Origin of the sequence: Mycolicibacterium arabiense (assembly GCF_010731815.2) — a bacterium.
Classification (GTDB): domain Bacteria; phylum Actinomycetota; class Actinomycetes; order Mycobacteriales; family Mycobacteriaceae; genus Mycobacterium; species Mycobacterium arabiense.
In genome coordinates this window covers 4,697,916-4,719,558 of record NZ_AP022593.1, presented here as the reverse complement: position 1 = coordinate 4,719,558, position 21,643 = coordinate 4,697,916, and the positions used below count along the sequence as shown (strand labels likewise).

General features: G+C 69.9%; 25 protein-coding genes. 13 read left to right on the top strand and 12 right to left on the bottom strand.

The genetic code is table 11. The annotated features are described in order from the left end of the window. Positions 1–84: 84 nt before the first annotated feature. Positions 85–975 carry a mycothiol synthase gene (gene mshD, locus G6N61_RS30985; protein ID WP_264076836.1) on the bottom strand — a complete coding sequence of 297 codons (891 nt, stop codon included), beginning with the start codon at positions 973–975 and terminating at the stop codon, positions 85–87. Next, positions 975–1,751, bottom strand: a complete 777-nt coding sequence (locus tag G6N61_RS30980) for a winged helix-turn-helix transcriptional regulator (protein WP_276078088.1) — start codon at positions 1,749–1,751, stop codon at positions 975–977. The genes mshD and G6N61_RS30980 overlap by 1 nt, the downstream gene beginning before the upstream one ends. 179 nt (positions 1,752–1,930) lie before the next feature. Here G6N61_RS30980 and lmeA point away from each other — a divergent pair, with 179 nt between their 5' ends. The 8 genes from lmeA (at position 1,931) to G6N61_RS24310 (ending at position 6,130) form a co-directional block, all read left to right on the top strand. Then, positions 1,931–2,746, top strand: coding sequence for a mannan chain length control protein LmeA (gene lmeA, locus G6N61_RS24340; RefSeq protein WP_163922257.1), 816 nt, complete (start codon positions 1,931–1,933; stop codon positions 2,744–2,746). Then, on the top strand, positions 2,743–3,165 hold the full coding sequence (locus G6N61_RS24335) for a thioredoxin family protein (RefSeq protein ID WP_163922254.1): 423 nt from the start codon (positions 2,743–2,745) through the stop codon (positions 3,163–3,165). The genes lmeA and G6N61_RS24335 overlap by 4 nt, the downstream gene beginning before the upstream one ends. Positions 3,166–3,196: 31 nt before the next feature. Beyond that, positions 3,197–3,298 carry an Ms5788A family Cys-rich leader peptide gene (locus tag G6N61_RS31355; protein WP_372481198.1) on the top strand — a complete coding sequence of 34 codons (102 nt, stop codon included), beginning with the start codon at positions 3,197–3,199 and terminating at the stop codon, positions 3,296–3,298. A gap of 88 nt (positions 3,299–3,386) precedes the next feature. Then, positions 3,387–3,848, top strand: coding sequence for a DUF4395 domain-containing protein (locus tag G6N61_RS24330; protein ID WP_163922251.1), 462 nt, complete (start codon positions 3,387–3,389; stop codon positions 3,846–3,848). A gap of 26 nt (positions 3,849–3,874) precedes the next feature. Then, positions 3,875–4,708, top strand: coding sequence for a sulfurtransferase (locus tag G6N61_RS24325; protein ID WP_163922248.1), 834 nt, complete (start codon positions 3,875–3,877; stop codon positions 4,706–4,708). 1 nt (position 4,709) lies between these two features. Then, on the top strand, positions 4,710–5,012 hold the full coding sequence (locus G6N61_RS24320) for a DUF1416 domain-containing protein (RefSeq protein ID WP_070355064.1): 303 nt from the start codon (positions 4,710–4,712) through the stop codon (positions 5,010–5,012). A gap of 171 nt (positions 5,013–5,183) precedes the next feature. Continuing rightward, positions 5,184–5,864, top strand: coding sequence for a heme-binding beta-barrel domain-containing protein (locus G6N61_RS24315; RefSeq protein WP_163922246.1), 681 nt, complete (start codon positions 5,184–5,186; stop codon positions 5,862–5,864). Next, positions 5,861–6,130: a hypothetical protein gene (locus G6N61_RS24310; RefSeq protein ID WP_163922244.1), complete on the top strand. Its 270-nt coding sequence runs from the start codon at positions 5,861–5,863 to the stop codon at positions 6,128–6,130. The genes G6N61_RS24315 and G6N61_RS24310 overlap by 4 nt, the downstream gene beginning before the upstream one ends. Position 6,131: 1 nt before the next feature. Here the strand turns inward: G6N61_RS24310 and G6N61_RS24305 are convergent, their stop codons facing one another. Next, complete coding sequence (locus G6N61_RS24305) at positions 6,132–7,325, bottom strand: alpha/beta hydrolase family protein (RefSeq protein ID WP_163922242.1); 1,194 nt, start codon at positions 7,323–7,325, stop codon at positions 6,132–6,134. Between the two features lie 284 nt (positions 7,326–7,609). Beyond that, positions 7,610–8,467 carry an aminodeoxychorismate lyase gene (locus G6N61_RS24300; RefSeq protein WP_163922240.1) on the bottom strand — a complete coding sequence of 286 codons (858 nt, stop codon included), beginning with the start codon at positions 8,465–8,467 and terminating at the stop codon, positions 7,610–7,612. Between the two features lie 40 nt (positions 8,468–8,507). On the opposite strand from G6N61_RS24300, the gene ygfZ reads away from it, so the two are divergent. Together ygfZ and G6N61_RS24290 are read left to right on the top strand one after the other, a co-directional pair. After that, positions 8,508–9,587, top strand: coding sequence for a CAF17-like 4Fe-4S cluster assembly/insertion protein YgfZ (gene ygfZ / locus G6N61_RS24295; RefSeq protein WP_163922238.1), 1,080 nt, complete (start codon positions 8,508–8,510; stop codon positions 9,585–9,587). A 147-nt stretch (positions 9,588–9,734) separates the two neighbouring features. Continuing rightward, the gene (locus G6N61_RS24290) at positions 9,735–9,914 is read left to right on the top strand and encodes a DUF3073 domain-containing protein (RefSeq protein WP_163922234.1); all 180 of its coding nucleotides are present in this window, start codon (positions 9,735–9,737) and stop codon (positions 9,912–9,914) included. 37 nt (positions 9,915–9,951) lie between these two features. Here the strand turns inward: G6N61_RS24290 and purM are convergent, their stop codons facing one another. Further along, positions 9,952–11,034: a phosphoribosylformylglycinamidine cyclo-ligase gene (gene purM, locus G6N61_RS24285; protein WP_163922231.1), complete on the bottom strand. Its 1,083-nt coding sequence runs from the start codon at positions 11,032–11,034 to the stop codon at positions 9,952–9,954. A gap of 102 nt (positions 11,035–11,136) precedes the next feature. Between purM and G6N61_RS24280 the strand changes: the two genes are divergently transcribed. Both G6N61_RS24280 and G6N61_RS24275 read left to right on the top strand, forming a co-directional pair. Further along, on the top strand, positions 11,137–11,532 hold the full coding sequence (locus tag G6N61_RS24280) for a cupin domain-containing protein (protein ID WP_163922228.1): 396 nt from the start codon (positions 11,137–11,139) through the stop codon (positions 11,530–11,532). A gap of 73 nt (positions 11,533–11,605) precedes the next feature. After that, positions 11,606–12,589, top strand: coding sequence for an NAD(P)H-binding protein (locus tag G6N61_RS24275; protein ID WP_235887287.1), 984 nt, complete (start codon positions 11,606–11,608; stop codon positions 12,587–12,589). Between the two features lie 18 nt (positions 12,590–12,607). Here the strand turns inward: G6N61_RS24275 and purF are convergent, their stop codons facing one another. Together purF and G6N61_RS24265 are read right to left on the bottom strand one after the other, a co-directional pair. Then, on the bottom strand, positions 12,608–14,149 hold the full coding sequence (gene purF, locus G6N61_RS24270) for an amidophosphoribosyltransferase (RefSeq protein WP_163922225.1): 1,542 nt from the start codon (positions 14,147–14,149) through the stop codon (positions 12,608–12,610). A gap of 170 nt (positions 14,150–14,319) precedes the next feature. Next, the gene (locus G6N61_RS24265) at positions 14,320–14,709 is read right to left on the bottom strand and encodes a sterol carrier family protein (protein WP_163922222.1); all 390 of its coding nucleotides are present in this window, start codon (positions 14,707–14,709) and stop codon (positions 14,320–14,322) included. A gap of 58 nt (positions 14,710–14,767) precedes the next feature. Between G6N61_RS24265 and G6N61_RS24260 the strand changes: the two genes are divergently transcribed. Then, positions 14,768–15,193, top strand: a complete 426-nt coding sequence (locus tag G6N61_RS24260) for a PPOX class F420-dependent oxidoreductase (protein ID WP_163922219.1) — start codon at positions 14,768–14,770, stop codon at positions 15,191–15,193. On the opposite strand, the gene G6N61_RS24255 is transcribed toward G6N61_RS24260, so the two are convergent. The 5 genes from G6N61_RS24255 to G6N61_RS24235 all read right to left on the bottom strand — a co-directional run bounded on the left by G6N61_RS24255 (position 15,190) and on the right by G6N61_RS24235 (position 21,557). Then, positions 15,190–15,798: an Rv0804 family intramembrane glutamic endopeptidase gene (locus G6N61_RS24255; RefSeq protein WP_163922216.1), complete on the bottom strand. Its 609-nt coding sequence runs from the start codon at positions 15,796–15,798 to the stop codon at positions 15,190–15,192. The genes G6N61_RS24260 and G6N61_RS24255 overlap by 4 nt on opposite strands. Next, positions 15,798–17,522: an alpha/beta hydrolase gene (locus G6N61_RS24250; RefSeq protein WP_163922213.1), complete on the bottom strand. Its 1,725-nt coding sequence runs from the start codon at positions 17,520–17,522 to the stop codon at positions 15,798–15,800. The genes G6N61_RS24255 and G6N61_RS24250 overlap by 1 nt, the downstream gene beginning before the upstream one ends. Further along, on the bottom strand, positions 17,519–19,795 hold the full coding sequence (gene purL / locus G6N61_RS24245) for a phosphoribosylformylglycinamidine synthase subunit PurL (RefSeq protein WP_163925078.1): 2,277 nt from the start codon (positions 19,793–19,795) through the stop codon (positions 17,519–17,521). Before purL ends, G6N61_RS24250 begins: the two co-directional genes overlap by 4 nt. 104 nt (positions 19,796–19,899) lie before the next feature. After that, positions 19,900–20,247 carry a VOC family protein gene (locus tag G6N61_RS24240; protein WP_163922210.1) on the bottom strand — a complete coding sequence of 116 codons (348 nt, stop codon included), beginning with the start codon at positions 20,245–20,247 and terminating at the stop codon, positions 19,900–19,902. Positions 20,248–20,261: 14 nt separating this feature from the next. Next, on the bottom strand, positions 20,262–21,557 hold the full coding sequence (locus G6N61_RS24235; protein ID WP_163922207.1) for a M18 family aminopeptidase: 1,296 nt from the start codon (positions 21,555–21,557) through the stop codon (positions 20,262–20,264). Positions 21,558–21,643: the final 86 nt, after the last annotated feature.

Sequence of the window (21,643 nt, the reverse complement as noted above, 5' to 3'; positions counted from 1 at the left end):
GCAACGTATGCGTCCGTCATGGACGGTTTGGGGATGGCAGGTGAACGAGCGGTGAACAGCCTCAGCGATTTCACAGCTAGGCGGCTAACTGGTGGTGTACGCCACGTCCGCGCTCGACACCGAGAAAGCGAGCCGTTCATACGTCTTCACGGCCTGCGAGTTATTTGCCTCGACGTAGAGCATGACGGTCGCCGAGGGCCCCAGTCGGTCACGCAGATGGTGTAGGCCGACGAGCGTCAACGTCGCTCCGAGACCACGCCCCTGCGCGGCCGGATCGACCCCGACGACGTACACCTCGCCGAGATCGGGTCCATGGACCTTCGTCCAGTGGAACCCGAGCAACTGCCCGCCGGAAGTGTCATACGCGAGGAACAGACCCGCTGCGTCGAACCACTTCTCGCTGCGGCGCTCCTCGATGTCGGCCTCGGTCCAGCCGCCCTGCTCGGGGTGCCACGAGAACGCGGCGTTGTTGACCCGGAGCAGTTCGGCGTCGTCGCTGGGCCCGGCGTAGGTGCGCAGCTGGATTCCGGGGGCCACCGTCACCTCGGGGAGGTCGGCGAGCGGGCGGCGCATCTGCCAGAGTTCGCGGACGTTGGTCAGTCCCAACGCCGACGCCACTGCCCTGGCGGGTTCGAGGTTCCCGTGCGCCCAGATGCGTGCGCCGTCGCCGCCTTCGGCGAGCCCGGCGCGAATCAGTTCCGAGCCGAAGCCGCGTCGCCGGGCACCCGGGTGCACGACCGCTTCGGCCATCGCGGGTGTGTCCGCGGAGCCTGGAGTGAGGTTCAGGTAGCCGACGACGTCGTCCGAAGCCAGGTCGGAGTCGTCGAGCGCCAGCAGGTGCCGGGTGCGGGCGTGCGGGAGTTCGCGCAGTACGCCGTCACCGACCGGCGCGACGCCGTCGGCCGCCGTCGCGGCGTCGATCATGGTGCGGATGGTGCGCTGTTCGGCGTCCGACAGCTCTTGGCGCCAGGCGATCACTGCGCGCGCAGCGGGTCGCCGAACGCGTCGGGGACGGCGTCGGGGGTGTCGTAGTCGTCGTCGAGGTCGTCGGTGACGTCGGTGCCTGCGGCGGGCGATCGGCCGCGCGCCGGTCGCACGGCCTTGTATCCGACGTTGCGCACCGTGCCGATCAGCGCCTCGTATTCGGGGCCGAGCTTGGCACGCAGCCGTCGCACGTGGACGTCGACCGTGCGGGTGCCGCCGAAGAAGTCGTAACCCCACACCTCCTGCAGCAGCTGCGCGCGGGTGAAGACCCGGCCGGCATGCTGCGCGAGATACTTGAGCAGCTCGAATTCCTTGTAGGTCAGGTCGAGCGGACGGCCACGCAGCCGGGCCGTGTAGGTGCCCTCGTCGATGATGAGTTCCCCGAGGCTGACCTTGCCGACGCTCTCCTGGTCGGCTCCGCCGCCCCGCCTGCCGACGAGCAGGCGCAGCCGGGCGTCGATCTCCGCGGGGCCGGTGCTGGGCAGCAGGATCTCGTCGAGGCCCCATTCGGTGTTGACGGCGACCAGTCCACCTTCGTTGACCACGGCGACGACGGGCACCGAGGTACCCGTGGAGCCCAGCAGTCTGCACAACCCGCGGGCAGCGGCCAGGTCGGTGCGCGCGTCGACGATCGCCACGTCGGCGTTTCCGGCCTCCAGCAGCGAGGAGACCTCGGTGGGCGCCGAACGCACGGTGTGCGCCAACAACGCCAGTGACGGCAGGACCGACTCGGGTTGCGGGTCGACGGTCAGTAGTAATAAGTCCAACGGGTCCTCCATCATGCCTCCGGCACCGTCGCGAGCCCGTCGACGGCGCCAACGACACCGACGAAGCCCGGTCACAGCCCAGATTCATGGCTGACACGTGGCCGTTACCGGCCAGCGATCGTCCAACGATAGCGTGCCACCTGCGAATTAGCCGCGCTGAGAGATGTGAGCTGTACCCGATGGGCCAGAATGTCGGAGTGCGCAGGCTGCTGATCGGACTCGTGGCGGCTCTGACGTCACTCGTGGTGGCGGCCGTGGGCGTGGACTTCGGCACCGCCATCTACGCCGAGTACCGGTGGGCCCGCAGCCTCCGCACGGCCAACGACCTCGGCTTCGACCCCTGGGTCGGTGTCCTGGGCTTTCCCTTCGTCACCCAGGCTCTCGACCACGAGTACGGGGAGGTCGAGGTCCGCGCGGGCGGCGTGGATCATCCGGTCGTGGGCAAGGCGTCGCTCGAGACGACGCTGCACGACGTGGACCTCGCCAAGTCCTCCTGGCTGATCGGACCGGAGGCGACGCTGCCGATCGGCAAGATCGAGAGCCGGATCATCGTCGACTCGACCCACCTCGGCCGATACATGGGCATCAAGGACCTGCTCGTCGAGGCGCCGACGCGCGAGACCAACGACTCCACCGGCGGGACGACGGAGTCGGGGATCTCCGACAGCCGCGGGCTGGTGTTCACCGGTACGCCGACGGCCAGTGGCTTCGAGGAGAAGGTGAGCATCTCGGTCGACCTCACGATGGTCGGCGAGGATCAGACCACGGTGCTGCTGACCCCGACCGGAGTGCTGACCGGACCGGGCACCGCCGATGAAGAGGTACCCGACGACGAGCTGGCGGCCGTGCTTGCCGCGTTCAGTGCGTCGATACCCGGGTTGAAGCTGCCCTTCGGCATCGCACCGACCAGCGGCGGGGCCAGGGGTTCGGACATCATCGTGGAGGGCATCGCCGAGGGAGTAACAGTGACGCTGGACGGGTTCGATCAGACATGAGTTCTTCGATGATCGTCGTGATCGCGGTGCTGATCGCCGCGGTTGGCGTCGCACTGGTCGTCGGGAGGCTGGTGACGCTGCGCGCGGGCATGTTGCGCGACGCCGAGAAGGCCGCCGACGTCGACACCTCGGGTCTGGGCCTGTCGACCACCGGACCGACGGTGCTGCACTTCACGGCCACCTGGTGCGGACCCTGCGTGGCCGTGCGTCGGGTGGTGGAGCAGGTCTGCGCCGAGCTGCCTGCCGTCGCGCACGTCGAGATCGACATGGATGCCAATCCGGAGGCGGCGCGGCGCCTTTCGGTGATGTCGCTGCCGACGACGATCGTGTTCGGCGCCGACGGTCGCCCGCGTTTCCGCATGACCGGCGTGCCCAAGGCCGCTGACCTGCGGTCTGCGCTCGAACCACTGTTGGCCTGACGACTTCGTCATCGGTAGGCGATTGGGTAGTATGTCGGACGTGTCAGCCCGCCTCGAGCAGTTGCTCACCAAGCGCCGCGCAGTGGACCTGTGCCGCGTTGCGGGTTGTTGCTGTTGTTGTCGTAGCTGCTGAGTAGCCGCGCCGTTTAGAGCCGCACTCGGAGCAGACCCATGTGGTGTGCCCCCAGCCCTGTGACCACAGCATTCCAAGGAGCATCAACGTGCCGAACCAGAACATAGGTCAGGTCGACGTTCGTGGTCCCCGCTTCACCGCCTGGGTGACGACGGCCGTGCTCGTCGCGGCACTGTTCGCCTCCGTGGCGAGCTACGCCGCGGCGGCGGTCGTTCTCGCCGCACAGGCAGTCGTGTTCGCCATCGGGGCGGTCGGCGGCCCTCGCCGCAATCCCTACGGTCGGGTGTTCGCCAGCGTCATCGCACCCCGCCTGCGGCCCGTCACCGAGACCGAGCCGGTGCCCCCGCTCAAGTTCGCCCAGTCGGTGGGTTTGTTCTTCGCCGTGGTCGGCGCCGTCGCCTTCGGCGTCGGGTGGGGTCCGGTGGGCCTCGCCGCGACGGCGTTCGCACTCGTCGCCGCGTTCCTCAACGCCGCCTTCGGCATCTGCCTCGGCTGCCAGCTGTACCCGCTCGTCGCACGCCTGCGCCGGGCACCCGCACCGTCGTCATAACCGCACATCCGAAAGGACCCTTCTTCATGGCACGTTCCGACGTCCTGGTCACCACCGAGTGGGCCGAGAACAACCTCGACGCCCCCAACACCGTCTTCGTCGAGGTCGACGAGGACACCACCGCCTACGAGGGCGGCCACATCGCAGGCGCCGTCCGGATCGACTGGAAGACCGAACTGCAGGATCCGGTGAAGCGTGACTTCGTCGACCAGCAGCAGTTCTCGAAGTTGCTGTCGGACAAGGGAATCGCCAACGACGACACCGTGATCCTGTACGGCGGCAACAACAACTGGTTCGCGGCGTATGCCTACTGGTACTTCAAGCTGTACGGCCACGAGAACGTCAAGCTGCTCGACGGCGGCCGCAAGAAGTGGGAACTCGACGGTCGCCCGCTGGTCACCGACGTCCCCAACCGCACCGCCACGTCGTACTCGGCCAAGGCCCCCAACAACGACATCCGCGCGTTCCGCGACGAGGTGATCGCCGCGATCGGTGAGAAGAACCTCGTCGACGTGCGCTCCCCCGACGAGTTCTCCGGCAAGATCCTCGCCCCGGCCCACCTCCCGCAGGAGCAGAGCCAGCGCGCCGGCCACATCCCCACCGCCATCAGCGTGCCGTGGAGCAAGGCCGCGAACGAGGACGGCACCTTCAAGTCCGACGAGGACCTGGCGAAGCTCTACGCCGACGCCGGCCTCGACGGCGACAAGCTGACCATCGCCTACTGCCGCATCGGTGAGCGCTCGTCGCACACCTGGTTCGTGCTGCAGGAGCTGTTGGGTCACAAGAACGTCAAGAACTACGACGGCAGTTGGACGGAATATGGCTCCCTCGTGGGAGCCCCGATCGAGTTGGGAAGCTGATATGTGCTCTGCACCGAAACAAGGACTGACGTTGCCCGCAGGCGTCGACCTCGAGAAGGAGACGGTGATCACCGGTCGCGTCGTCGACGGCTCGGGACAGACCGTCGGCGGTGCGTTCGTGCGCCTGCTCGACAGCAGTGACGAGTTCACCGCCGAGGTCGTGGCGTCGGCGACGGGTGACTTCCGGTTCTTCGCCGCGCCCGGCACGTGGACGCTGCGCGCGCTGTCGAAGGTCGGCAACGGCGATGCGACCGTCGCCCCGTCCGGCGCGGGCATCCACGAAGTCGACGTCAAGGTCGCCTGACGACGAAACCGGCGAGGCACGACGATGGCGGTGTCCCGGCGCGCCGGGGCACCGCCGCGGGAACTAGACTGAATCCGTGATTCTGTTCTTCGAGATCCTTCTCGTCGTGGTCAGCGTGGTCATCGCGTGGTTCGCGGTCTACGCTCTCTACCGCCTGATCACTGACGAGGGGTGACTTCCGACGACACGACGCCGGGCGCGGTGACGCACGGGTCCGCCGATCGCGCCGTTGCCGCGGCCGCGGAGCGTGCCAGGGAGACGGCGCTGCGCAACGTGCCGGGTTTCGACGACCTGCCCGTGCCCGCCGATACCGCGAACTTGCGAGAGGGCGTGTCGCTGAACGACGCCCTGCTCGCCCTGCTGCCGCTGGTGGGCGTGTGGCGTGGCACCGGCGAAGGGCGTGACGCCGACGGCGACTACCGCTTCGGCCAGCAGATCGTGGTGTCCCACGACGGCGGCGACTACCTGATTTGGGAAGCGCGGTCGTGGCGGCTGTCCGACGCCGATGACGCCGAGGGTGACGACGCCGCGGTACCCGGGCTGCGCGAGACGGGCTACTGGCGCTTCGTCAACGACCCGGCCGACCCGTCGGAGACCACTGCGATCGAACTGCTGCTCGCACACTCCACCGGCTTCGTCGAACTCTTCTACGGCACCCCACTGAACCAGGCGTCCTGGGAGCTGGTGACCGATGCGCTGGCGCGCAGCAAGTCCGGCGTGCTGGTGGGTGGCGCCAAGCGGCTCTACGGCATCGTCGACGGCGGCGACCTCGCCTACGTCGAGGAGCGCGTCGACGCCGACGGCGGCCTCGTTCCGCACCTCTCGGCACGTCTGACGCGGTTCGTCGGTTGACCGGTCCGGCCCGGGTGGGTGCGGCGCTGGTCGTCGTCGGCCTGCTGGCTGCGTGCGGCTCCACGGACCAGCCGGCGGAACCGTCGGCCCCTGCGCCGTCGAGCGCCCCGGCCTCGTCCGGTCACGGCGCCTATGCCGAATGCCTTGCCGAGCACGGCGTCGACACTCCCCCGGCGGGTCCCGCAGCGCCACCCGGCGTCGATCCGCAGACGTGGGCACAGGCGCAGCAGGCGTGCGCGGACAAGGCGCCCGGCCCCGCGTCGTAGATCAGGACATGATGCGTTGGAGGAACGGCGTCGAGTCGGGCACCGATGCGACCACCGTCCCGCTGTGGTCCTGGTCGGGATAGACGTGCAATTCCACGGGTTGGCGGTTGGCGCGCATCGCCTCGTCGAGCCGCAGTGAGGACGACGGGGGCACGTCGCTGTCACGCAGCCCCACGCCGAGGAAGACCGGCCGGTCGTACCCGCTCGTCGGGATCCCGAGGTAGTCGGTGAGCGCCGGCCCGGCGCCGGGCACCGACGCCAGCGGCGCCACGAAGAACTCGTTGGGCCGAGTGTCGGTGAGGGCGGTCGCGAGTTCGGCGGCGCACGCCACCTCGGCCTTCGCGATGGCGTCCTTGCCCTCGGCGGACAGCACGGCGTCGACGTCGAGGTCGGGTCGCGCCTCCCGGAATGCGGCGAGGATGTAGGCCGAGTACGCGCTGGCGACCGAGCCGAGTTCGGGTGGCAGCACCATGTCCGGGCCGGCCTTGCCGACGATCTCGTCGATGAAGGCGGGCGTGCCGGTGGCGATGGCACCGCGGTAGTCGAGCCCGCTGCCCGCGCTGAACTCGGTTGCGTAGTGCGCGGTGCCGACGGCGGCCGCACCGCCCTGGGACTGGCCGATGACCGCCCAGCGCGGCGACAGTGCGACGCCCGTGCGGTCGGCGAGCTGGTGGAACGCGATGACGGAGTCGACGATGCCGTGCGCCGTGGTGGCGGTGTCCAGGTAGCTCATCAGACCCGGAGTGCCGAGGCCCGTGTAGTCGGAGGCGACCACCGCGTAGCCCTCCCCGAGCCAGTGGTCGAGGTAGCCGTCGTCGCGGTCGCTGCGCGGTAGCGCCGAGGGCGTGCAGTCGTCGCCGAGGCCGGTGGTTCCGTGCGCCCAGGCCACGGTCGGCCACCCGCCCTCCGGCGGCGCTCCGGCGGGCAGGAACACTGCGGCCGTGCTCACTGCGGGCCGCTGGTGAGTGTTCGTCGTGGCGTACAGGATTCGGTAGGCGGAGCCAGCGCCGGGCAGCGACACGGCGGGATCCAGCGGTACCGATTCGATGAGGGTGCCTGGCGCGCCGATCGTGCCCGCGTAGTCGGTGGCGTCCAGCCCGGACCAGTCGGGGGTCGCCGCAAACGCCAGCGGCGCCGAGGGCGGGAGCAGGGCCAGCACGACGATGGCGATGGGCACGAGCGACAGTCGACGCATGCCGCCACGGTAGGCCGTGCGGGTGCCCCAGACATGGAGCGGCCCCCGAGCCGTACGTCCTCGGTGGACTACCGAGGGGCTCGGGGGCCGGGTGACCGCCGGGAATTCGCTAGCGCGCGCAGGCATGTCGATGCGCGTGAGCGACGATCACTCCCGGTGCTGCTAGCGGGCAGCCACCTCACATGTCCATATGTCACTCGAAATCTTGGACCACCTCCTCTCTTGTGTACGAGCGACCGTACTCCCGGATCTTGGGGTCGACAACCGGATTTCGCGCATAGCGATCAGGGCTGCTCACCGACACCGAGATCGACCAGTTCAGCGACTTCCGCGGCCATCGGCGCATCCGGCAGCGCCACGCCGTCGAGGGTGTGCACCCGGGCCGCCAACGTCACACTCGACAACAACCAGAGGCCTTGCGCGACACCAAGATCAGTGACCTGGATCGCGGCCCTCTCGCACCGCCATCCGCGTCGCGCGGCCACGTCGAACAGGGCGTCGACGGTGGTGCCGGGCAGGATCGGCGCGGACCGGGCGGGGGTGCGCAGCACACCGGGTTCCGGCGCGACGACGACGCTCGAGCGGGCCCCTTCCAGCACGCGACCGTCGGACCCCACCAGCACGACGTCGGACGCCCCGAGCCGCTCGGCCTCGCGCTGCGCGGCGGCGAACACCGCATACGACATCGACTTGACGCCTGCCAGCGACCAGGGGGTGACGGGACCCAGCCCGGGTAACCCGCGATCCAGCGTCACGGCGGCGACGCCGTCGCGCCGAGCTGCAGCGACACGTTGCGGCACTGCCGACACGGAGACCACCGCCGTCGGTGACTCTCCCCCGCCACGCCCGTAGAGCAGCCGCAGCACCGCCTCACCACCCGACCATTGCGCGAGGGCCGTCGCGATCGCGGCCCGCCAGCCCGCGTCGTCGAGCGGGGGCAGGCCGATCGTCGCGGCGGAGGCGGCGAGCCGGGCCAGGTGAGCGTTCTGCAGGCACGCGCGACCGTCGCGAACCAGCAGGGTCTCGAAGACGCCGTCGCCGCGCGCGATGAGCGGGTCGTCGGCGCGCAGCACCGGCGTGTGCGGGTCGAGCACCCCGCCGGCGAGGTCGACGACGACCACGGCGGGAGTGCGGGGCGTCATGGGCGACGAGGGTAGCGATCGGTGCTCGTAGAGTTGAGTCATGTCCGCAGTTGGCGCACCAGATTCCGGTCCCGACGCAGGCGCCGTGTGGCACTACGGCGACCCGCTCGGCGAGCAACGCTCCGCGACGCACGGTCTGGTCGTGATCGACCGTTCGCATCGCGCGGTGCTCCAGGTGTCCGGCAAGGACCGGCTGACGTGGTTGCACACCATCTCGAGCCAGCACGTCAGCGGCCTGAGCGACGGGGTGGTGACCGAAAATTCGAGCCTCGACGGCCAGGGACGTGTGGAAGATCACTGGCTGCAGGTCGACCTCGACGGCGTCACGTTCATCGACACCGAGCGCGACCGCGGCGAGCCGCTGCTGACGTTCCTGCGCAAGATGATCTTCTGGGCCGAGGTGGTGGTGGAGCCTGCGAACCTGGCCGTGCTCTCGCTGCTCGGCCCCAAGGTCGACGGGCCGGAGGTGCTCGATGCCCTCGGACTCGCCGAACTGCCTGCACCCTGGTCGGCGGTACCGCTGGCCGGGGGCGGCTTCGTGCGCCGTCTGGCCGCGGTCGAGGTCGACCTGGTGGTGCCGCGCGAGCAGGCCGCCCAGTGGCGCGACCGGATGGTCGGCGCAGGCGCTCGACCAGCAGGCATGTGGACCTACGAGGCGCATCGCGTGACGGCTCTGCAGCCCCGGCTCGGCGTCGACACCGACGAGCGCACCATCCCGCACGAGATCGGGTGGATCGGCGGGCCCGGCGAGGGGGCCGTACACCTCGACAAGGGTTGCTACCGCGGCCAGGAGACCGTCGCGCGGGTGCACAACCTGGGCAAACCTCCGCGCATGCTGGTGTTGCTGCAGCTCGACGGCTCCGCGGACCGGCCGGCGCCGGGTGACCCGGTGCTCGCGGGCGGCCGGGCGGTCGGCCGGCTCGGGACGGTGGTGGACCACGTCGACGAGGGGCCCGTCGCACTTGCGCTGGTCAAGCGGGGCCTGCCGGTCGACACCGAGCTGACGACCGGCGGCGAGGTCTCGGTTGCCGCGGTGATGGACCCCGATTCGGTGCCGTCCAACGACCACGTCGGTGCGGGACGACTCGCCGTGGAACGCCTGCGCGGCCGAACGCGTTGACACCGCATGGCCCTACGGCGTTCGTGGGGCCGGGCCTGCCAGCACAGAACCAGCGGGCACGGTAAGGTGCTGTCAGGACGATAAACACACTCAGATCGGAGCCGCCTGATGATCAGGCCGCTCCGTTATTGCGCGAGGGGGTCCCTCATGGGCCGTGGCCGAGCAAAGGCAAAGCAGACAAAGGTCGCTCGTGAGCTGAAGTACAGCTCTCCGCAGACCGATCTCACCCAGCTACAGCGCGAGCTGTCGCACGCTCCCGACCACAACGGTAGTGACGTACCCGCCGCAGTGGATGATTGGACCGACGAGGACGACTGGCGCCGCTAGCGCCCGTCGCGGGCCTTGGTTCTCACCGGGCCCGTTCTCAGAATCGTGGATGCTGCCCGACGAGTTGGGCGCGCGATTCTCCCTTTGCACCCTTCATGACCGTGCCGAGCGTCCAGCACTTGATGTGCCGGGCGGTCAGGATGGCCAGTGCGCGGTCGGTGTCCTCCGGCGCCACGACGGCAACCATTCCGACGCCCATGTTGAAGGTCTTGTCCATCTCTGCGCGCTCGATGCGTCCGCGCTGGGCGATCATGCCGAAGACCGGGGCGGGGGTCCACGTCCCACGGTCGATCTCGGCCACCAGGCCGTTGGGCACCACCCGTTCGAGGTTGCCCGCCAGTCCGCCGCCGGTGACGTGGCAGAACGTGCGGACCTGCGTCTCGGCGGCCAGCGCCAGGCAGTCCTTCGCGTAGATCCGGGTGGGCTCTAGCAGCTCCTCGCCCAGCGTGCGGCCGAACTCCTCGACGTGGCCGCCGAGATCCATCCGGTCGATCTCGAGCAGTACCTTGCGCGCCAGTGAGTAGCCGTTGGAGTGCAGCCCGGTCGAGGCCATGGCGATCAGCACGTCGCCCGGCTTGACCCGCTCGGGTCCCAGGACGTCGTCGGCCTCGACGACTCCGACGCCGGTGGCCGACACGTCGTAGTGATCGGGCGACATCAGCCCGGGATGTTCGGCGGTCTCGCCGCCGAGCAGTGCGCAGCCGGAGATCACGCAGCCCTCGGCGATGCCCGAGACGATCTCTGCGACGCGTTCGGGCACGGTGCGGCCTACGGCGATGTAGTCCTGCAGGAACAGCGGCTCGGCGCCGCACACCACGAGGTCGTCGACGACCATCGCGACGAGGTCGAGCCCGATGGTGTCGTGCTTGTCCATGGCCTGGGCGATCGCCAACTTCGTGCCCACGCCGTCGGTGGACGACGCGAGCAGCGGCTCACGGTAGTCGTTGCGCAGGGCGAAGAGGCCTGCGAAGCCGCCGAGGCCGCCGCGCACCTCCGGCCGCGTCGCACGCTTGGCCAACGGCTTGAACAGTTCGACCGCGCGGTCCCCCGCTTCGATGTCAACGCCCGCCGCGGCATAGGAGGCGCCGTCGTTGTTGGCCGGCCGACCCTTGCTCGTCATCGCGCCCAAGGTTACCGCCAAGACCACCTCCACCGGTCCACCGGCTGTGTCACGCTGTGCCTCGTGAACGGACTTCGCTGGTCGGCAGGGGCAGGAGCGGCCATGCTGCTCGCATCTTTGGGGTCGGCCGGGGCGGTGCAGGCGTCGCCGAACCGCGGGATAGAGGCCCGGACGCTCGCCCAGTCGGTCGTCGACGGCCAGCAGTACGTGACGCGGGAACTCACGATCGCTCCGGGCGGCAGCACCGGATGGCACTGGCACGAAGTCCAGGTGTTCGGGCTGGTGCGGGCAGGCACCCTCACCCATGACAAGGCCGATTGCTCCAGCGACGGCGTCTACCCGGCGGGCGCGCCGATCACCGAGGGGTCCGGTCCCGGCGAGGTCCACATCGGTCGCAACCTCGGTCCCGACCCCGTGGTGCTGTGGGTCTTGTACATCGGCCCGGCCGACGCTCCACTGGCAACGGACGCACCCAACCCCGGTTGCCCGTTTGAGTAGACCCGTTTGCGGTCATCCGGTCGGGGTTCCGCTCCGAATACCTTTCCAAGCGGTAACGACGGATGGAGGACCGGTGTCGGATGTGAACGCCCGCCGCTGCCTGGTGACCGGTGCGACCGGTTACGTCGGCGGCAATCTGGTACCCGAGCTGCTGGACCGTGGACACACCGTCCGCGCGCTGGCCCGCACGCCCGGCAAGCTCGACGACACCCCGTGGCGGAATCGCATCGAGGTCGCCAAGGGCGACCTGGGTGACCCCGACTCGCTGACCGAGGCGTTCACCGACGTCGACGTCGTCTACTACCTGGTGCACTCGATGGGCACGTCCAAGGACTTCGAGCGCGAGGAAGCGATGTCGGCGGACAACGTCGTCGTCGCCGCCAAGCGTGCCGGCGTGCAGCGGATCGTCTACCTATCCGGCCTGCATCCGCCGAACACTGCCGACCTGTCGAAGCACCTGCGTTCGCGAACGGCGGTGGGCGACAAGCTGATCGCCTCGGGTATCGAGACGCTGGTGCTGCAGGCCGGCATCGTCGTCGGGTCGGGATCGGCCTCGTTCGAGATGATCCGGCACCTGACCGACCGGCTGCCGGTGATGACGGCGCCGAAGTGGGTGCACAACAAGATCCAGCCGATCGCGATCGGCGACGTGCTGTACTACCTCGCCGAGGCGGCCGTGGCGGACGTCCCGGAGTCGCGGACGTGGGACGTCGGTTGCCCGGACGTGCTCGAGTACGGCGATGCCATGCAGGTCTACGCCGACGCCGCCGGGCTGCGCAGGCGTCTGATCGTCGGCGTGCCGTTCCTGACGCCGACGATCGCGAGCTGGTGGGTCGGGCTGGTCACGCCGATCCCGTCGGGCCTGGCCCGTCCGCTGGTGCACTCCCTGGAGTGCGACGCGATCATGCACGAACACGACATCGATGCCGTCATCCCGCCGCCGCCAGGTGGTCTCACGCCGTACGTCCAGTCCGTCAAGGAGGCCCTGGAACAGGACGGCACCGCGGGCGTCCGGGGACGCAAGAGCATCATGCGGTTCAGTTCGCCTACGGCGTAACGGCTTTCGCGATTCCGCTCAGGGACGGCGCAGCGCGGAGGCGTTGTCGTTGGTCGCCTGCAGCGGGATGCCGGTCTTCGCCGCGGTGGCGAGCATGTGCTCGATGACGTTCTTGCCGAGCGCAGTCTCGCCGGGCAGTTCGATCGGGTAGTTGCCGTCGAAGCACGCCGAGCACAGCCTCGACGCGGGCTGCTCGGTCGCGGCGATCATGCCCTGGGAGCTGATGTAGCCCAGGGTGTCGGCGCCGATGGCCCGACGCACGCCATCGAGCATCTCCTCTTCGTCGGCCGAGTTACTGGCCGCGTTGGCGATGAGTTCGGCGGGCGTCGCGAAGTCGATGCCGTAGAAGCACGGCCACTTCACCGGCGGCGAGGCGATGCGCACGTGTACCTCCAGTGCGCCTGCCTCGCGGAGCATCCGGATCAGCGCCCGCTGGGTGTTGCCGCGCACGATCGAGTCGTCGACGACGATCAGCCGCTTGCCGCGGATGACTTCCTTGAGCGGGTTCAGCTTCAGCCGGATGCCGAGCTGACGGATGGTCTGCGACGGCTGGATGAAGGTGCGGCCGACGTAGGCGTTCTTCATCAGACCCTGGCCGTAGGGGATCCCGGATCCCTGGGCGTAGCCGACGGCGGCCGGGGTGCCGGACTCCGGCACGCCGATGACGAGGTCGGCGTCCACGGGCTTCTCGGCGGCGAGCCTGCGGCCGATCTCCACGCGGGTGCCGTGTACCGATCGTCCGCCGATGACGCTGTCGGGACGGGCCAGGTAGACGTATTCGAAGACGCAGCCCTTGGGCGTCGGGTTGGCGAAGCGCGTCGAGCGCACGCCGTCGGCATCGATCGCGAGCAGTTCGCCCGGTTCGATGTCCCTGACGAACGATGCGCCGACGATGTCGAGCGCCGCGGTCTCCGATGCGACGACCCAGCCGCGGTCGAGGCGGCCGAGCGACAGCGGGCGGACACCGTGCGGGTCGCGGGCGGCGTAGAGGGTGTTCTCGTCCATGAAGGTCAGGCAGAACGCCCCGCGCACGGTGGGCAGCAGTTCGAGGGCGGCCTGCTCCAGCGACGAGTCGGCGGCACCGTGGGCGAGCAGCGCGCCGAGGATGTCCGAGTCGGTGGTGGCCGAGGCGGCACCGCGGGTGTTGACCAGCCCGGCCTCGCGCGCACGGGCCGCGAGTTCGGTGGTGTTGACGAGGTTTCCGTTGTGGCCGAGCGCCACCCCGGTGCCCGCGGCGGTGTTGCGGAACACCGGCTGCGCGTTCTCCCACGTGGTGGATCCGGTGGTGGAGTAGCGGCAGTGCCCGATGGCGACGTGGCCCTCCATCGCGGCGAGCGTCTGCTCGTCGAACACCTGGCTCACCAGACCGAGGTCCTTGAAGACCAGGACCTGGGATCCGTCGGCGACGGCGATGCCCGCGGCCTCTTGCCCCCTGTGCTGCAAGGCATAGAGGCCGTAGTACGTGAGCTTCGCCACGTCTTCACCGGGAGCCCAGACGCCGAAGACGCCACACTCCTCGCGGGGTTCGTTCTCGTCCTGCGCGGGCTGCTCGTCGGTCACGATGAGGCTGCTCCCTGGGGGCTGTGGGTGACGACGTCAGTCTACGGACAACCGGCGCCTGAGGCGGAATCGGGCGCGCATGTCGCCTCTTTCGTCGGCGTGTTCAACACTCCGACCGCGTGTCGCCATTCCTGGCTGCCCCGAACCGCGGGTGTGAAGTTCGCCGCAGTTCAGTCGAGCGTCACCAGCGGCAGCCAGTCGGCGATCTCGCCGGCCCGGGATCCGGACGCCAGCACGGTCCCGGCGGCGACCGCGTCGGCCATCGTCTGGATGCCGGCGGCGAGCAGCAGCCAGGTGCGCGGGTCGGTCTCGACCACGTTGGGCGGGTTCCCACGGGTGTGCCGCGGCCCCTCGATGCATTGCACGGCGACGAAGGGCGGCACCCGCACCTCCACGCTGTGACCGGGTGCGGTGTCCTCGAGCGTGCGGGCGGTGAGGCGGACTGCCTCGGCAAGGGCCGGGCGGTCGGGTGCCGGTGCGCCGGGGTCGCGCAGCCACGTGGCGAGCGCGGTGACGGCGGCGCGGGTCTTGGTCGGGTCCGCGGGACGGCGAGCGGGCATGACTCCAGTGTCGCAAGGCCTTGACGTCAACTTCGCTTGAGGTTCTACGTTCGGATCCATGACCTTCCGCCCGCACGAGATCGAGTACATGACGTCGGCCGACCTCGGCCGCTTGGCGACCATCAAGCCTGACGGGACGCCGCAGAACAGCCCCGTGGGGTTCAGCTACAACGCGGACCTGGGCACCATCGACATCGTCGGCTACCAGATGTCGAAGAGTCGCAAGTACCGCAACATCGCCGTCAACCCGAACGTCGCGTTCGTCGTCGACGACATCGCCTCGCGCGATCCGTGGCGGGTCCGCTGCCTGGAGATCCGCGGCACGGCCGAGCAGGTCGAAATGCCGACTGCAGCAACCGAACCCAACGGTGACGCGCTGGACACCGCGATCATCCGGATCACGCCGACGCGCATCATCGGCTTCGGCATCGACGACGTCGACACTCCACCGCACCGGCTGCAGGCCGACGCCCGCGACGTCTAGCGCGGCCGCCGGACCAACACCGCAGCCACCGCGCCGGCCTCGTTGACGGCGAGGTGCGCGAGCATCGGGGCGGCGAGGCTGCCGGTCCGGTCGTACAGCCAGCCGAAGCACCAGCCCGCCACGCCGGTCACCAGGACGGTGCCCAGCACGGGCTCCCCGGCGGCGCGCGCATCGGACACGTGCGAGAGGCCGAACGCCGTCGCCTGCAGTACCCGGCCTGCCCGGGCTCCCATCGCATCGGCCGCCAGGGTGCCGAGCGCACCGCGGTAGGCCGCCTCCTCGCTCCACACCGTGCCCAGCGGAATGTGGGCCAGCAGCCACTCGGGTACCGAGTCGGGCAGTTCCCGGGCCGCCATGCCGCGCCGCACCGGCGGCGCCAGGGTCGACGCGCCGACCGCCGCCGACACCGCGGTGGCGACCGGCAGCCCGAGGCCCACGCCGCGCCACAGATCGGTCGGCGTCAGCCCGAGCGGTGCTCCGGTGCGTCGGACCAACAGACCGGCGAGGGCCCCGTGCACCAGCAGCCTGGCGCGTGGCGGCAGTCTCGGTCCGACGAGGCCACTCCACGCGACCAGTGCGACGGCGAGCGCCCCCGCCTTGCGCATCAGTACTCGGGTCCGTCGACGGCCCGCGACTCCTCGAGGGAGCCGCGGACCCGTTCGGTGTCCTCGGCGGTCCACCCGTCGGGTGCGATGACGGCGGCCCAGCCGTCGAGCACCGAGTCGCCGTAGTTGTGCCCGTGTCCGCCGGGCACTCCCGAGGCGTTGGTCATGTCCGCGCTCACCTGCCAGAAGGTGACGATCGGGTACCAGCGCATCGAGGCGGTCCGATCCGCGCCCGGTGCCTCGACGAGCCAATCCGGGCGGGAGAACAGGAGATTCGGCGACCACCAGATGATGGGGTCGGATGCGTGCTGCAGGAACAGCACCCGCGTGCCGTCCCAGCGGGGTTCGGCGATCCGTGCGATGTCGTCGGCGTCGGGGGCCTGGGTGAAGCGCACGGTGCGCCCGTTGTCGTAGCGCGGCTCGACCTCGCGGGTGCCCGGGTCGCGGCGCGCGACCAGGCCGCTCCACAGCGGGCTCTCGTGCGGCGGGCCGACCCACAGCACGGCGGAGAAGTCCATGGCCGCGATGTCGGGTAGCCACCCGAAGGCACCCTGGCCTGCCATCGAGCCCAGACTCTCGCCGTAGAGGACGAGCTTGGGACGCCGATCGGGGGGCAGCTGCTGCCAGCGGTCGTGCACGGCGTCGATCAGCATGCGGCCCGACTCGATCGACTTCTCCCGGTCGCCGAGGAACGAGATCCAGCTCGGCAGGTAGGAGTACTGCACGCCGACGAGCGCGGTGTCGCCGTTGTACATCGTCTCGATGGCGCGGGCCGCCACCGGATTGACCCAGCCCGTGCCCGTGGTGGGGATGATGACCAGCAGTTGGCGATCGAACGCGCCGGTGCGGTCCAGCTCCCGAATGACGACGTCCATCCGCGCGGCATCGGTGTCGGCGGTCTGCAGCCCGGCGTAGACCCGGATGGGCTCCTTGGCGGGCCGGCCGTTGACCCGGACCAGCGCGTCGAGGTCCGGTCCGGTGGCGACGAAGTTGCGGCCCTGGAAGCCGAGCGTGTCCCACGGCGCGAAGGACGTTGGGCTGCCGGACCTCTCGGGCGCGGTGGGCTGAGCCACCCCGTCGCGGGTGGTCGAGTTCTGCGGTTGGAACACGACGCTGGCCCCGGCCAGGAAGCCGCGGTAGAGCACGCCGTTGACGAGCATGACGAGCAGCACCACCACGATGCCCGCGCCGATGAACTGCGCCACCTCGCTGTGCAGGTGCCAGCGCCGGATGATCATCCGCGCCAGCACCTTGACCGCGTCGAGCAGCACGCGGGAGGCGCCAACGCAGGCTCCGCCGACCAGCACCGAGACCATCAGCGTGCGGAGGTAGGCCGGCGTCTCGGGACCCTCGATGCCCATCAGCGCCGACACCTGGCGTTGCCACCCCGCCGCGGGGATCAGCATCAGCAGCGACGCGCCGATGGCTGTTGCCACCGTGGCGACCTTCAGCGCGGTGAGGATCCGCTGCGGCGGTGGCCACCACCGGCGGCCACGAAGGACGAAGCGGCGCACCGCCTTTCCGACCAGCACGCCGATGGCGTAGCCGATCGCGGCGTTGGTGCCGCCGATCAGACCCTGGAACAACCAGTCCCGCGGGAGCAGCGACGGCGTGAGCGACAGGCAGAAGAACAGTGCACCGAAGCCGACGCCGACGAAGTCGAGTCGGATCAGTCCCCAGGCCCAGACCAGAAGGGGGTGTCGGGTGTGGGCCGGGGGTCTCACCCGAACAGTCCGGGCAGCACACCCTCCGACGTACGTCGCAGTTCGTCGAGACCGATGGTGAACTGGCCCTGCACCTCGACGTCGTCGCTGCCGTCGTCGACGACGCCGATCCGGGTGGCGGGCAGTCCACGCGCCTCGCACATCGCGCGGAAACGGCTCTCCTCGGTGCGTGGGACGGCGACGAGCGCGCGGCCACTGGATTCGGAGAAGAGCGCGACGAACGGGTCGGCATCCTCGGGAAGGATGATGCGGCAACCCGTTTCGCCTGCCAGCGCGGCCTCGACGACGGTCTGGATCAGGCCGCCCTCGCTGAGATCGTGCGCAGCCGAGACGAGTCCGTCGCGCGACGCCGACGCGAGCACCTCGGCCAGCAGCTTCTCGCGCTCGAGGTCGACCTTGGGCGGGAGCCCACCGAGGTGGTCGGCGGTGACCTGCGCCCAGATCGAGCCGTCGAACTCGTCGCGGGTGTCGCCGAGCAACATCAGCGTCTCGCCCGGCTCGCTGCCGAGGCCGGTCGGGATGCGGCGCTTCACGTCGTCGAGGACACCGAGCACCCCGACCACCGGGGTCGGGTGGATCGGCGTCGTGCCGGTCTGGTTGTAGAAGCTGACGTTGCCGCCGGTGACCGGGATGCCAAGGGCTGCACAGCCATCCGCGAGCCCGCGCACGGCTTGGGAGAACTGCCACATGACGCCGGGGTCCTCGGGGGACCCGAAGTTGAGGCAGTTGGTCACGGCGACGGGCTGCGCGCCGGTCACCGCGACGTTGCGGTAGGCCTCGGCCAGGGCCAACTGCGCGCCGGTGTACGGGTCGAGCACGGTGTAGCGGCCCGAGGCGTCGGTGGCCACGGCGATCCCGCGTCCGGTCTTCTCGTCGATGCGCAGCACGCCACCGTCGGCGTGTTCGGCCAGCACGGTGTTGCCGCGGACGTAGCGGTCGTACTGCTCGGTGATGAACGCGCGGCTGCACAGGTGCGGGCTGCCGATCATCTCGAGCAGCGTGGCGCGCAGTTCCTCACCGGTGGCCGGGCGGGGCAGGTGCGCCGAGGTGTCGGCGTTGAGCCGGTCCTGGGTGTCGGGACGTTGCACCGGGCGTTCGTACACCGGCCCCTCGTGCGCGACCGTGCGGGGCGGGACGTCGACGACGGTCTCGCCGTGCCAGGTGATCTCCAGCCGGTCGCCGTCGGTGACTTCGCCGATGACCGTGGCGAGCACCTCCCACTTGCGGCACACCGCCATGAACTCGTCGACGTTCTCCGGTGCGACGACAGCGCACATGCGCTCCTGCGACTCGCTGGAGAGCACCTCGGCGGGGGTCATGAACTTGGCGCGCAGCGGCACCTTCTCCAGCTCGATCGACATGCCACCGTCACCGGCTGCAGCGAGTTCCGATGTAGCGCAAGCCAACCCGGCGCCGCCGAGATCCTGGATGCCGATCACGAGACCGGCTGCGTACAGCTCGAGGCAGCACTCGATGAGCACCTTCTCCATGAACGGGTCGCCCACCTGCACGCTCGGCAGCTTCTTGCGGCCGGGGCCCTCGCCCTCGTCGCCGCCGAAGGTCTCCGACGCCAGCACCGACACGCCGCCGATGCCGTCGAGACCCGTGCGCGCACCGAACAGGATGATCTTGTTGCCGGTACCCGAGGCGAACGCCAGGTGCAGATCCTCCTTGCGCAGCGCGCCGACGCACAGTGCGTTCACCAGGGGGTTGCCCGCATAGCTCGGGTCGAACACGGTCTCGCCGCCGATGTTGGGCAGTCCCAGGGAGTTTCCGTAACCGCCGACGCCGCGCACCACGCCGTCGAGGACGCGCCGGGTGTCGGGGGCGTCGGCCGCACCGAAGCGGAGCTGATCCATCACCGCGACCGGGCGTGCGCCCATCGCCATGATGTCGCGCACGATGCCGCCCACGCCGGTGGCCGCGCCCTGGTACGGCTCGACGTAGGACGGGTGGTTGTGCGACTCGACCTTGAAAGTCACGGCCCAGCCGTCGCCGATGTCGACGACGCCGGCGTTCTCGCCGATGCCCGCGAGCATCGAGGTGCGCATCGCCTCGGTGGTGGTCTCACCGAAGTAGCGCAGATGCACCTTCGACGACTTGTAGGAACAGTGCTCGCTCCACATCACCGAGTACATCGCGAGTTCTGCGTCGGTGGGGCGACGGCCGAGGATCTCGCGGATCCGGTCGTATTCGTCGTCCTTGAGACCGAGTTCGCGGAAGGGCTGGGGTTGTTCTGGAGAACGGGCTGCGCGGTCGACGGAGTCGACGATTGAACTTGGGCCGACGGTGTCGACTGCAGGGGCGGTGTGGCTGAACCCGGACGTCACGAAGACAGTTTAGGTGCTGAACCGTCGCCGAACGAACCAGCGACGGTCTACTGCCCCGCGACGCAGAACGCGTTGCCCTCGGGGTCGGAGAGCACCACCCACTCGAACTCCGGTCCGAAGCTGTTGCGGCCCGTCTCGGTCGCCCCGGCCGCCACCAGTCTGGCGACCTCCGCCTCGCGATCGGCGGCGTGGAAGTCCAGATGCACCCTGTTCTTGCCGGGTGTGGGATCGGGCACCCGCTGGAAGCCCAGGCGCGGCCCCTTGTCCAGGGCGACCATGACGAACTCGCCGGGTGCGACGGCCTGGAGTTCGCCGCCGACCGCGCTTGCCCACCAGGTTGCGAGCGCGTCGGGATCGGTGCAGTCGAACGTGATCATCTCGATGTCGAGGGACATGCGGGCACGCTAACTCAGCCCGGTGACAGGAAGGCCTGCAATGCGAGGGAGTATGAGCGCACGTCGTCGGCACCCATGAGTTCGCGCGCCGAGTGCATGGCCAGCTGGGCCGCGCCCACGTCGACGGTCGGAATGCCGGTGCCCGCGGCGGTCATGGGCCCGATCGTCGACCCGCACGGCAGGTCGGCGCGGTGCTCGTAGCGCTGCATCGGCACGCCGGCCTGCTCGCAGGCCAGGGCGAACGCCGCGGCGGTGCGGCCGTCGGTCGCATAGCGGAGGTTCGGCTGCACCTTGAGCACCGGCCCGCCGTTGACCTCGATCAGGTGACCGGGTTCGTGCCGGTCCGGGTAGTTCGGGTGCGTGGCGTGCGCCATGTCACCCGAGGCGACCATCGACCCGGACAGTCGCCGCAGGAAGTCCTCACGGCTCCCGCCCGCCGCGAGGGTGATCCGTTCGAGCACAGTCGACAGCAGATCCGACTGCGCACCGTGGTCGGACGTCGACCCCACCTCCTCGTGGTCGAACAGCGCCAGCACCGGAACGCAGTCCCCCGGCTGCGCGGCGAGGAACGCCTCGAGCCCCGCGTAGCAGGTGCCCTGGTTGTCCAGCCGTGGCGCGCTCACCAGGTCGCGGTCGGCGCCGATCAGCGTCGAAGGGGTCAGGTCGTGGGTCATCAGGTCGGCGGCCAGCACGTCACCCGGGTCGACGTCGGCGTGCTCGGCGACGTAGCCCATGAAGTCGCCGACGCCGTCGCCCGAGCCCCACACGGCGTTGAGGTGACGCTGCGGGTTGAGTTCGACGCCCTTGCGGTCCTCGGAGAGGTGGATCGCGAGTTGCGGAACGCGCAGCAGCGGGTCGTCGATGCGGACCAGCCGGTGCTCGACTCGGTATCTCCTCCCCGAGTCGCTGCGCTCCTGCCCGCCGGTGCCGCCGTCCCGAAACGAGATGCGCCCGCTGATGCCCAGGTCGCGGTCGAGCCAGGAGTTCAGCCAGGCCCCGCCGTACGGTTGCAGCGCCACGACGCGCCACCCGGCGACCACCCGGTCGGGATGCTGCTTGACCCGCAGGTTCGGGCTGTCGGTGTGCGCGCCGACGATGCGGAACGGCGTCGCGGCCTCCCCCGCCCGCCACGCCACCAGCGAGCCCGCCCGGACGGTGAAGTAGCCGCCGTCATCCGACGGCCAGGCGTCGGCTTCGGCCACTTCGGTGAAGCCCTCGTCCCGCAGCTGGGCCGCGACCGTCGCGCACACGTGGAACGGCGACGGCGACGCGTCGATGAAGTCGCAGAGACTCTGGGGACTGGCTGCCATCGCTCCATCTTCACCCCTCCCCCGGCGAGCGTGCGTGTCTGCGGGCGACACGCCGCGCCTCAACCCGAGTTCACGCACGCTCGCCG

Bases quoted from the DNA above. Each gene is read 5' to 3' on its own strand.
- G6N61_RS24290 (WP_163922234.1), top strand. From the start codon at position 9,735: ATGGGCCGTGGCCGAGCAAAGGCAAAGCAGACAAAGGTCGCTCGTGAG.
- G6N61_RS24265 (WP_163922222.1), bottom strand. From the start codon at position 14,709: ATGCCCGCTCGCCGTCCCGCGGACCCGACCAAGACCCGCGCCGCCGTC.
- G6N61_RS24280 (WP_163922228.1), top strand. From the start codon at position 11,137: ATGCTGCTCGCATCTTTGGGGTCGGCCGGGGCGGTGCAGGCGTCGCCG.
- G6N61_RS24320 (WP_070355064.1), top strand. From the start codon at position 4,710: ATGTGCTCTGCACCGAAACAAGGACTGACGTTGCCCGCAGGCGTCGAC.
- G6N61_RS24305 (WP_163922242.1), bottom strand. From the start codon at position 7,325: ATGCGTCGACTGTCGCTCGTGCCCATCGCCATCGTCGTGCTGGCCCTG.
- G6N61_RS31355 (WP_372481198.1), top strand. From the start codon at position 3,197: ATGTCGGACGTGTCAGCCCGCCTCGAGCAGTTGCTCACCAAGCGCCGC.
- G6N61_RS24240 (WP_163922210.1), bottom strand. From the start codon at position 20,247: ATGTCCCTCGACATCGAGATGATCACGTTCGACTGCACCGATCCCGAC.
- G6N61_RS24335 (WP_163922254.1), top strand. From the start codon at position 2,743: ATGAGTTCTTCGATGATCGTCGTGATCGCGGTGCTGATCGCCGCGGTT.
- G6N61_RS24235 (WP_163922207.1), bottom strand. From the start codon at position 21,557: ATGGCAGCCAGTCCCCAGAGTCTCTGCGACTTCATCGACGCGTCGCCG.
- ygfZ (WP_163922238.1), top strand. From the start codon at position 8,508: ATGTCCGCAGTTGGCGCACCAGATTCCGGTCCCGACGCAGGCGCCGTG.
- G6N61_RS24260 (WP_163922219.1), top strand. From the start codon at position 14,768: ATGACCTTCCGCCCGCACGAGATCGAGTACATGACGTCGGCCGACCTC.
- lmeA (WP_163922257.1), top strand. From the start codon at position 1,931: ATGGGCCAGAATGTCGGAGTGCGCAGGCTGCTGATCGGACTCGTGGCG.
- G6N61_RS24300 (WP_163922240.1), bottom strand. From the start codon at position 8,467: ATGACGCCCCGCACTCCCGCCGTGGTCGTCGTCGACCTCGCCGGCGGG.
- G6N61_RS24325 (WP_163922248.1), top strand. From the start codon at position 3,875: ATGGCACGTTCCGACGTCCTGGTCACCACCGAGTGGGCCGAGAACAAC.
- purM (WP_163922231.1), bottom strand. From the start codon at position 11,034: ATGACGAGCAAGGGTCGGCCGGCCAACAACGACGGCGCCTCCTATGCC.
- G6N61_RS24255 (WP_163922216.1), bottom strand. From the start codon at position 15,798: ATGCGCAAGGCGGGGGCGCTCGCCGTCGCACTGGTCGCGTGGAGTGGC.